Here is a 9,550-nt window from a genome sequence, read left to right as displayed (position 1 = left end):
CGACATCGGCAAGAACCTGGTGGACATCATCCTGTCCAACAACGGCTACGACGTGGTCAACATCGGGATCAAGCGTCCGATCGCGGACATCATCGCCGCGGCCCGTGAGCACAGGGCCGACGTGATCGGCATGTCCGGGTTGCTGGTCAAGTCGACCGTCGTGATGAAGGACAACCTCGCCGAGCTCAACTCGGAGGGCATCGCCTCCGAGTTCCCGGTACTGCTGGGCGGCGCGGCGCTGACCCGCGCCTACGTCGAGGTGGACCTCGCCGGGATGTACGAGGGCGAGGTGTTCTACGCCCGCGACGCGTTCGAGGGGCTGCGGCTCATGGACGAGGTGATGACGTCCAAGCGGACCGGCGTGCCGATGTCGGAGTCCTCGGAGGCGTCGGCCAAGGCCGCCGAGCGGCGCGAGCGCCGCGCCCGGAGCGAGCGGATCGCCGCCAAGCGGGCGGCCGAGGCCGCGCCCGTCGTGGTCCCGGAGCGATCCGACGTCGCGGCGGACCAGCCCCTGGCGACGCCGCCCTTCTGGGGCACCCGGATCGCCAAGGGCATCCCGGTGGCCGACTACGCCGACCACCTGGACGAGCGCGCCCTGTTCTTCGGGCAGTGGGGGCTGCGCGCCGCGCGCGGTGGGGACGGACCCGACTACGACGAGCTCGTCGCCACCGAGGGCCGGCCCCGCATGCGCGCGTGGATCGACCGCCTCACCACCGAGCGGATCCTGTCCCACTCGGCGGTGGTCTACGGTTACTTCCCGGCCTACTCCGAGGGGGACGACATCTGCATCCTGGCCGAGCCGCGGCCGGACGCCGAGGTGTTGCATCGGATCTCGTTCCCGCGCCAGCAGCGGCCGCGCTTCCTCGCCATTCCCGACTTCATCGCCTCCAAGGCGCGCTGTGAGGCCGAGGGTGTGGTCGACGTGCTCCCGTTCCAGCTGGTGACGATGGGCAGGCCGATCGCGGACTTCGCCAACGAGCTGTTCGCGGCCGACAACTACCGCGACTACCTCGAGGTCCACGGACTGTCGGTCCAGCTCACCGAGGCGCTGGCCGAGTACTGGCATCGGCGGGTCCGCGATGAGCTGACGCTGCCCGAGGGAGCGGTCTCGGACGAGGATCCCGACGCGATCCAGGACTACTTCGACCTCAAGTACCGGGGGGCCCGGTACAGCTTCGGCTACGGCGCCTGCCCGGACCTCGAGTCCCGGCGGGTCGTGGTGGACCTGCTGAAGCCGGAGCGGATCGGCGTCGAGCTGTCGGAGGAGCTGCAGCTCCACCCGGAACAGTCGACCGACGCGTTTGTGCTGTACCACCCGGAGGCCAAGTACTTCAACGTCTGACCGGTGCGGCCAGGCCAGCCTGTCCTTGCTGGTAGGGGGCGTGTCGTTCGTAGATGATGGACACATGACCTCCACCCGGGACGGGGCTCTCCGCACGTTCGTGGCCTCGCGACAGGGCGTCCTGGCGATGGCCACGATCCTGGCGATCGCGATCTACCTCGTCACACGCGCGCTCACCGACCCCGCCGTCTCCGCCACGGCGGAGTGGGCGATCCGCGCCCCCCTGGTCGCCGTGGTGGTGGTCGGGGGGATCCCGCTCATCATCGAGGTGGTCCGCTCGGCGGTGAGGAGCGCCGGCGGGGCCGACATGCTCGCCGCGGTGTCGATCGTCACCGCGGTCGCGCTCTCCGAGTGGCTGGTCGCCGCGATCATCGTCCTGATGCTGTCCGGGGGCGAGGCGCTCGAGGCGGCGGCGTCGCGGAGGGCGTCGGCCGTCCTCGACGCCCTCGCCCGGCGCAGCCCGGCGGTCGCCCACCGCCTCCGCGGCTCCTCGCCGTCCGAGGGTGTGGACGACCTCGGCGCCGACGACGTCCGGGTCGACGACCTCCTGCTGGTCCTGCCGCACGAGTTGTGCCCCGTCGACGGCGAGGTGGTGGACGGCAACGGCGCCATGGACGAGTCGTACCTCACCGGCGAGCCGTACGTCGTCCCCAAGTCACCCGGTTCCCAGGTGCTCTCCGGTGCCATCAACGGCGATGTCGCGTTGACCGTCCGCGCCGAGCGGGTCGCGGCGGACTCGCGATACGCGCAGATCGTCGGCGTACTGCGGGACGCCGAGGAGCACCGCCCCCCGATGCGTCGCCTCGCCGACCGCCTGGGCGCGTGGTACACCCTGGTCGCCCTGGCCCTCGGCATCCTCGGGTGGGCGATCTCCGGCGACCCCACCCGCTTCCTCGCGGTGGTGGTGGTGGCCACGCCTTGCCCCCTGCTCATCGGGGTCCCCGTCGCGATCATCGGGGCCATCTCCCTCGCCGCCAAGCGCGGCATCATCATCAGGAACCCGGCGATGCTCGAGGACGTCGGGAGGGTCGAGACGGTGATGTTCGACAAGACCGGCACCCTGACCTACGGGCGCCCGGTGTTGACCGAGATCATCGCGCGACCGGGCGACGATCCCGACGACATCCTCGCCGCCGCCGCGGCGGTCGAGGTCTACTCCCGCCACCCCCTCGCGAGGGCCGTCGTCGACGCGGCCACCGAGCGGGGCCTGGACACCCCGCCGCTGAGCTCCGTCGCCGAGAAACCCGGTGCCGGGCTGGTCGGCGAGGTCGGCGGCCGCAGCCTCCGGTTGACCAATCGCCGCGGGCTCGCCGACGTCGATCCCGGCGCGACCGGACTTCTCCCGCAGATCGAGACGGGGTTGGAATCGATAGTCCTCATCGACTCCCGCTACGCGGCGACCCTCCGGTTCCGCGACGAGCCGCGGGCCACCGCCGGTGACTTCATCGCGCACCTCCCGCACGCGCACGGGGTCAAGCGGATGATGATCATCTCCGGTGACCGCGAGGCCGAGGTCCGCCGCCTGGCGGATCGGGTGGGCATCACGGAGGTGTACGGCGGCGTCAGTCCGGAGGGCAAGCTCGAGATCGTGCGCGAACGCACGGCCGCGGGCCCGACCCTGTTCCTCGGCGACGGGATCAACGACGCCCCGGCGATGACCGCCGCGACCGCCGGGGTCGCCTTCGGCGCCACCTCCGATGTCACGTCCGAGGCCGCCGACGCCGTGGTGCTGGATTCCTCGCTGGAACGGCTCGACGACCTCCTCCACATCGGCACACGCATGCGCCGGATCGCCCTGCAGTCGGCGCTGGGCGGGATGGCCGCCTCGGTGGTCGGGATGCTCCTCGCCGTCTTCGGTCTCCTCACCCCACTCGCCGGAGCGATCGCGCAGGAGGTCATCGACGTCCTCGCGATCCTCAACTCGGCGCGCGTGGTGATGGCGCCACGCAAGCTCAGCGACTTCGACGGGTGGCGGGAGGCCACCGGGAGCGACAGGTAGAGGTGACGCGGCTAACACCCGGAGAGCCCCCGGCGATAGACCGGTAGGGACGTGCGCCCCGGAGTCCTCCGTCGGCCAAACCCCACGAGGAGCCACCCATGACCACCATCCGTCGATCAGCCGCCCTCGTCGGCGCCGCGACGCTGCTCGCCGGGGGAGTGGCCGTGGCCGCGCCCCCTGCGGCCTCGGCCCAGGTGTGGCACGAGTCGCCCGCCTGGGATGTGCGGATGCCGTACCCGCTCGGCGGCGAGCACACGATCCGCTTCGGAGCGTTCACCACCTGCACGCTGGGCGGGGACGACCTCTTCCACCAGGCGCTGAGCGCCAACGCCAGGGACCTCGACCACCCCGTCGGATCGTTCGACTTCTCCGCCACCCTGTTCCCGTTCAACTCCGCCACCGTGGGGTGGCACAACCTCGACACCGGTGCCACGGGTGCCCGGACGGTCCGGTCGACCGGCCCCGAGGTGGGCATCGGAGGCCAGGTCACCGGGACCGGCCGGCTGGCGGTGACCATCACGGTCAGCAGATCCATCCTGCCCACGATGGCGCCGGGGTCGGCCGTGCCGTTCGGGTCGGCCACGCACACCGAGAGGTTCATCGTCCCCGCGAATCCCTGCGCGTAGCGGCCCGCGCCCGATCCCTCCGGTCAGGGCGCGGCACCCCCGGCCGCACGGCGTCGGGTAGACAAGAGGCCGTGACCAGCAATTCGCGTGATCGTGCCCCGGCCGCCGTCTGTCTCGACATGGACGGCACCCTCGTCGACACCGAGCGACTGTGGGACATCGCCGTCTACGAGCTCGCGGAGCACATGGGCCGCCCGCTGGACGAGTCCACGCGCGAGCGCACGCTGGGCAACTCGCTCCGCGGGTTCTTCGAGATCCTCTCCGAGTACACCGGCCGCACCATCGACGGGGCGGAGTACGACCGCCTCGCGCACCGGCTCAACTCGCGCGTCACCGACCTCATGCGGACCGACATGACGTGGCGGCCGGGGGCGGAGGACCTCCTGGAGGATCTCGCGTCCGCCGGCACCCCCGTCGCCCTGGTGACCAACACGACGGCGGACGTGGCCGCCGTCCCCCTGGAATTCATCGACCGGTCGCGCTTCGACGTGGTGGTGACCGGCTGCATGGTGACCGACCCCAAGCCCGCGCCGGATCCATATCTGCTCGCGTGCGCCGAGCTGGGGATCGACTCGTTCGCGGCCGTCGCGGTGGAGGACTCGGTCACCGGGGCCACCGCGGCCGTCGCGGCGGGGTGCCGGGTCCTGTACGTGCCGTCGACGGCCGGCCAGCCCGACGTGGTGGGGGCGCACACCCACCCAAGCCTCGAGGGCGTGGACTCGGCCGGGCTCGTCGCCCTCACCTCGGGGAGGCCGGTGGGCGCGGCTGTGGGAGAATCGGGCGCGTGAAGACCTTCGATTCTCTGTTCGCCGAGCTGTCCGAGCGCATCGCCGCGCGCCCGGAGGGCTCCGGCACCGTCGCCTCCTTCGACAAGGGCGTACATCACCTCGGTAAGAAGATCAACGAGGAGGCCGGCGAGGTGTGGATCGCGGCCGAGTACCAGTCGGACGACGAGCTGGCGGAGGAGATCTCGCAGCTTCTCTACTGGACCCAGGTCATGATGCTCAAGCGCGGTCTCGGGCTCGAGGACGTCTACCGGCACCTCTAGCCGCCCCATCTCCCCACCACTCCCGCACCCGATCCTGGAGCCGCCATCATGCTGCGCGTCGCAGTGCCCAACAAGGGCGCCCTGTCCGAAGCCGCCTCGGAGATGCTCTCCGAGGCGGGGTACCGCCGTCGCTCGGAGGGGAGCAAGGACCTCTCCCTGATCGACCGTGAGAACGACGTCGAGTTCTATTTCCTCCGCCCCAAGGACATCGCGGTCTACGTGGGTTCCGGGCGGCTCGAACTCGGGATCACCGGCCGCGACCTGGCGGCCGACTCGATGGCCGAGGTGGACGATCTCCTCGACCTGGGCTTCGGGCACTCCACCTTCCGCTACGCCGGTCCGGCCGGCGCGGGGTGGACCACCGACCGGCTGGCCGGATCGAGGATCGCCACGTCCTACCCGAACATCGTCCGCAAGGACCTGCGGCGGCGGGGGGTCGAGGCGGAGGTCATCCGGCTGGACGGCGCGGTGGAGATCTCCATCCAGCTCGGCGTGGCCGACTGCATCGCGGACGTCGTGGGCTCGGGCCGGACGCTCAAGGTGCACGACCTCGAGGCGTTCGGGGACGTGCTCTGCGACTCGATGGGAGTCCTGATCGCGCGGACCGGCGCCGAGATCACCCCGGCCATGGCTCAGATCCGGGCGCGGCTGCAGGGCGTTGTGTTTGCCCAGCAGTACATGATGCTGGACTACGACTGCCCCAAGGAACTGCTCGAGTCGGTGTCGGCCATCACCCCGGGGATCGAATCGCCCACCGTCTCGCCGATGGCGGACCCGGCGTGGGTGGCGGTCAGGTCGATGGTGCCGCGGCGGAGAGTCAACGCGATCATGGACGAGCTGGCCGCCGCGGGTGCCAAGGCGATCATCGCCACCGACATCCGATCCTGCCGGATGGGCTGAGCCGCGGCGCGGCTCAGGCCCGCTCGACGAGCAGCGCCTGCAGCGTGTGCCCGATCGCTCCCACCTCGTCGTAGAGGGTGCCCGCGGTGGCGCCCACGCCGTCCGGGCCGATCGAGGCCTCGGCGGTGACCCCGATCCACTCGCCGACGGGTCGCCGGTGCAGGTGCATCACCACGTCGGTGTTGAGGAAGCGCCACTGGTCGGGTTCGAGGACCGCCCCGACGCCGTTCGCGATGTCCGCCACCGACATGACCCGCTCGGCGGGGGTCATCTCCTCGCCCGCGACCAGGGGGAGCGTCGGGCGCGCCCACACGGCTCCGTCCTCGGAGCCGCGAATCTCGAGGGAGTCGATGTATCCGCTGGTCCAGCGGTTGAAGAACTCGCTGTTGTGGTCCGCCCCAGGAAGGTCCCGACGCTCGGCCGCGGTCTGCTCGACCTCGGCGGTGTCGCCGATGGCCATCCGCCAGGCGCTCGCGCGGGCGACGACCCGGCCCCCGGCGTGGAGCTCGGATTCGAGAAGCTGGATCCGCCGCCCGGGGCGCGTCACCCGCGCCCGGGTGCGGAGCTCGCCGAGCGGCACCGGCCCCAGCAGATCCACGGTGATGCGGGCGATCCGGGTCCCGTCCGAACGCTCGAGCCGGTCCATGGCCCGGGTGAGGATCGCCGAGGGCGGGGCGCCGTGTTGGAGGTCGGGACCCCAGGCGCTCACCGTGTGCGGGGTCGCGCGGAAGACCTCCCAGCCGTCGTCGGTGCCCAGCGGTTCGAAGTAGGCCTCCGTCATCGTTCGTCCTCCTCTGAGATCGGGGACCCGGGCAGGGTGTCCCGGCCGGGTACCGCGCGGCTGCCCGGCCATCCCGGGTACTCCGGCGGGGTGCCCCCGAACGCCGGACACAGTGCCTGGTGATTACACCAGTCGCACAATCGCGAGGTGCGCGGGGGGAACACCCCGGCCCGTCCGGCCCGCTCGATCTCTGACCACAGCACATCCAGTTCCGACTCCGTGGCCACGAGGGTCGCCAGGTCGGGACTGAGGGTGAGCCAGCTGCCGTTCTTGAGGTAGATCAGCTTGAGCTGTGCGGGCAGGACCTCGTGGATCCGGTGGTACATCAGGGCGTAGAACCGCATCTGGAACATCGCCTGATCCTGGTACCGCGGGTTCGGGGGCCTGCCCGTCTTGTAGTCGACCACCCGCACCTCCCCGGTGGGGGCCAGGTCGACGCGGTCCAGGTAGCCGTGGAGCGGCGTCCCCGCCGAGGTGGCGGTCACAAGGTACTGCTCGCAGGCGGCGGGGGAGAACCGCCGGGGATCCTCGACGCCGTACAGCGCAGACACCAGGGCCGAGACCTCGGCCTCGAACTCGGGCCGGGCGGCGTGCGGCACGACCTCCGTCCCTCCGTCCAGCTCGTAGAAGCGGTCGACGGCGGCCGGCACCAGACCCGCGGCCCGCTCGGGCGCCCGCTCGGGCTGCTCCAGCCCGTACAACTCCTCCAGTACCGAGTGGACCACGGTGCCGAGCACCTGCGCCCGCGTCCTGGGCTCCGGGATCCTGTCGATCGCCCTGAGCCGGTACAGCAGCGGGCACTGCCTGAAGTCCGCCGCCCGTGAGGCCGACAGCGCGAGAGGCCTGCGCGCGGGCGGGGCCACGCCACCGATTTCCAGAGGATCCGTCACACCTGGCAGGGTAGACAACCGGTCGGACACTCGGCCGCCGCCCCCATGGAGGTCCACAGTGCAGCGATCCGGTCCGTTCGTCGTGGGCGATCGTGTCCAGCTCACCGACACCAAGGGGCGCAAGTACACCGTCGTCCTGGTCGAGGGCGCGGAGTTCTTCACCCACCACGGCGCCGTCCGCCATGACGACCTCATCGGGACACCGGAGGGGTCGATCGTCACCTCGACCAAGGAGTCCCACTACCTCGCACTGCGCCCGCTGCTCACCGACTACGTCCTGTCCATGCCGCGCGGCGCGCAGGTCATCTACCCCAAGGACGCCGCGCAGATCGTCCACGAGGGCGACATGTTCCCGGGGGCCCGCGTCCTGGAGGCCGGCGCCGGCTCCGGCGCCCTGACCTGCTCCCTGCTCCGCGCCGTCGGCCCCGAGGGCAGGGTGATCTCCTACGAGATCCGCGAGGACCACGCCGAGCACGCCGAGCGCAACGTCCGGACCTTCTACGGCGACCACCCGGACAACTGGGACCTGCGCATCGCCGACCTGTCGGAGGCCTCGGTCGAGGCGCTGGGCGGCCAGGTGGACCGCGTGGTGCTGGACATGCTCGCCCCGTGGGAGTGCCTGCCCACGGTGGGCGACGTCCTGGTGCCCGGCGGGGTGCTGGTGGTGTACGTGGCCACCACCACGCAGCTGTCCGACGTGGTGGAGACCCTGCGGCGCCAGGAGTGCTGGACCGAGCCGCGGGCGTGGGAGTCCATCAACCGTGGCTGGCACGTCGTGGGACTGGCCGTGCGCCCGGAGCACCGCATCCAGGGGCACACCGCCTTCCTCGTCACCGCGCGCCGGCTGGCCGAGGGAGTCACCACGCTCAAGCCCAAGCGCCGGGCGGGCAAGCACTGACCCACCGCCGCCACGGAGGCGCGCTCACCCGCCCCCGACCCCGGTGATCCACCCCGGCGATAGGGTGGAGTCGACGACGACGAGGTGAATCGTCGGCGAGTCGGAAGGCAGGTGATCGCGGTGACCGAGGGACGTTCCCCGGCCGGGCGGGACCAGGACAGGGTCACGCTGGACCGGGCGGAGCTCGCGCGGCTGCGGGAGGCCGTGGACGAGGGGGCCCGTTCGGACCGCGAGAAGTCGATCAAGATCGACGCCCTGGGCGCACGCAACGTCCGCCTCGCCGAGCTCCTCAAGGACTCCCGCGACCAGCTCCGGACCCTCAAGGGTGAGGTCGAGCGCCTCGGTACGCCGCCCAGCACCTACGGCGTCGTGCTGAAGGACCCGACCGACCCGGACACCGCGGAGGTCATGGCCGCCGGTCGGCGGATGCGGCTCACCCTCGCGCCCGGGGTCGACGCCTCCGACCTCACGGCCGGTGTCACGGTCCGTCTCAACGAGGCGATGACCGTCGTCGAGGCCTCCGCCGAGCTGCCGGTCACCGGCGTCACCGCGGTGTTCCGGGACGTCCTGGCCGACGGCGAGCGGGCCCGGGTGGTGATGGGCAATGACGAGGAGCACATCGTCCACCTCTCGGCGGGGCTGCGCGGCGGGCGGACGGCCACCCGTCCCGCGCCCGTCCGGCCCGGCGACGCGGTGCTGGTGGACCCCAAGTCCGCCGTGGCGTTCGAGGTCGTCCCCAAGGCCGAGGTCGACGAGCTCCTCCTCGAGGAGATCCCCATGGTCGACTACTCCGACATCGGCGGGCTCGGCCCGCAGATCGAGCAGATCCGGGACGCGATCGAGCTGCCGTTCATCCATCACGACCTGTACCGGGAGTTCCACCTGTCCCCGCCCAAGGGCGTGCTGCTGTACGGCCCGCCCGGGTGCGGCAAGACGCTGATCGCCAAGGCGGTCGCCCACTCGTTGGCGCGGGCGGCCGCGCAGTCGCGGGGGGAGGACGTCACCGACGGCCGGTACCCCAACTCCTACTTCCTCTCCATCAAGGGCCCCGAGCTGCTCAACAAGT

At 71.4% G+C, this 9,550-nt stretch carries 10 protein-coding genes; 8 read left to right on the top strand and 2 right to left on the bottom strand.

Annotated features, from left to right (window positions below; translation table 11 throughout):
* From B4M60_RS10935 to hisG, 6 genes are all read left to right on the top strand, one after another.
* Positions 1-1,342, top strand: a 1,342-nt coding sequence (locus tag B4M60_RS10935) for a vitamin B12 dependent-methionine synthase activation domain-containing protein (RefSeq protein ID WP_291083583.1), incomplete at its 5' end; no start/stop codon positions are given.
* 64 nt (positions 1,343-1,406) lie between these two features.
* Positions 1,407-3,341, top strand: a complete 1,935-nt coding sequence (locus B4M60_RS10930) for a heavy metal translocating P-type ATPase (RefSeq protein WP_291083580.1) — start codon at positions 1,407-1,409, stop codon at positions 3,339-3,341.
* Between the two features lie 98 nt (positions 3,342-3,439).
* A complete protein-coding gene (locus tag B4M60_RS10925) occupies positions 3,440-3,967 on the top strand; it encodes a hypothetical protein (RefSeq protein ID WP_291083577.1) in 528 nt (175 codons plus the stop codon).
* Between the two features lie 71 nt (positions 3,968-4,038).
* The gene (locus B4M60_RS10920) at positions 4,039-4,755 is read left to right on the top strand and encodes an HAD family hydrolase (protein ID WP_291083575.1); all 717 of its coding nucleotides are present in this window, start codon (positions 4,039-4,041) and stop codon (positions 4,753-4,755) included.
* Positions 4,752-5,015: a phosphoribosyl-ATP diphosphatase gene (locus tag B4M60_RS10915; protein ID WP_291083572.1), complete on the top strand. Its 264-nt coding sequence runs from the start codon at positions 4,752-4,754 to the stop codon at positions 5,013-5,015. Before B4M60_RS10920 ends, B4M60_RS10915 begins: the two co-directional genes overlap by 4 nt.
* Before the next feature lie 48 nt (positions 5,016-5,063).
* Positions 5,064-5,915 carry an ATP phosphoribosyltransferase gene (gene hisG / locus B4M60_RS10910; protein ID WP_291083569.1) on the top strand — a complete coding sequence of 284 codons (852 nt, stop codon included), beginning with the start codon at positions 5,064-5,066 and terminating at the stop codon, positions 5,913-5,915.
* 13 nt (positions 5,916-5,928) lie between these two features.
* Here the strand turns inward: hisG and B4M60_RS10905 are convergent, their stop codons facing one another.
* Together B4M60_RS10905 and B4M60_RS10900 are read right to left on the bottom strand one after the other, a co-directional pair.
* Positions 5,929-6,696, bottom strand: a complete 768-nt coding sequence (locus B4M60_RS10905; protein WP_291083566.1) for a thioesterase family protein — start codon at positions 6,694-6,696, stop codon at positions 5,929-5,931.
* Positions 6,693-7,586 (bottom strand): RecB family exonuclease, encoded by an 894-nt coding sequence (locus tag B4M60_RS10900; RefSeq protein WP_291083563.1) that lies wholly within the window; start codon positions 7,584-7,586, stop codon positions 6,693-6,695. The genes B4M60_RS10905 and B4M60_RS10900 overlap by 4 nt, the downstream gene beginning before the upstream one ends.
* A gap of 58 nt (positions 7,587-7,644) precedes the next feature.
* Between B4M60_RS10900 and B4M60_RS10895 the strand changes: the two genes are divergently transcribed.
* Both B4M60_RS10895 and B4M60_RS10890 read left to right on the top strand, forming a co-directional pair.
* On the top strand, positions 7,645-8,484 hold the full coding sequence (locus B4M60_RS10895) for a tRNA (adenine-N1)-methyltransferase (protein ID WP_291083559.1): 840 nt from the start codon (positions 7,645-7,647) through the stop codon (positions 8,482-8,484).
* Between the two features lie 120 nt (positions 8,485-8,604).
* Positions 8,605-9,550, top strand: a 946-nt coding sequence (locus tag B4M60_RS10890; RefSeq protein ID WP_291083556.1) for an AAA family ATPase, incomplete at its 3' end; no start/stop codon positions are given.

This window comes from Dietzia sp. UBA5065 (genome assembly GCA_002415925.1).
Lineage (GTDB): Bacteria > Actinomycetota > Actinomycetes > Mycobacteriales > Mycobacteriaceae > Dietzia.
Note: the sequence above shows the minus strand (reverse complement) of the source record. Positions and strands in the feature narration are given on the sequence as shown.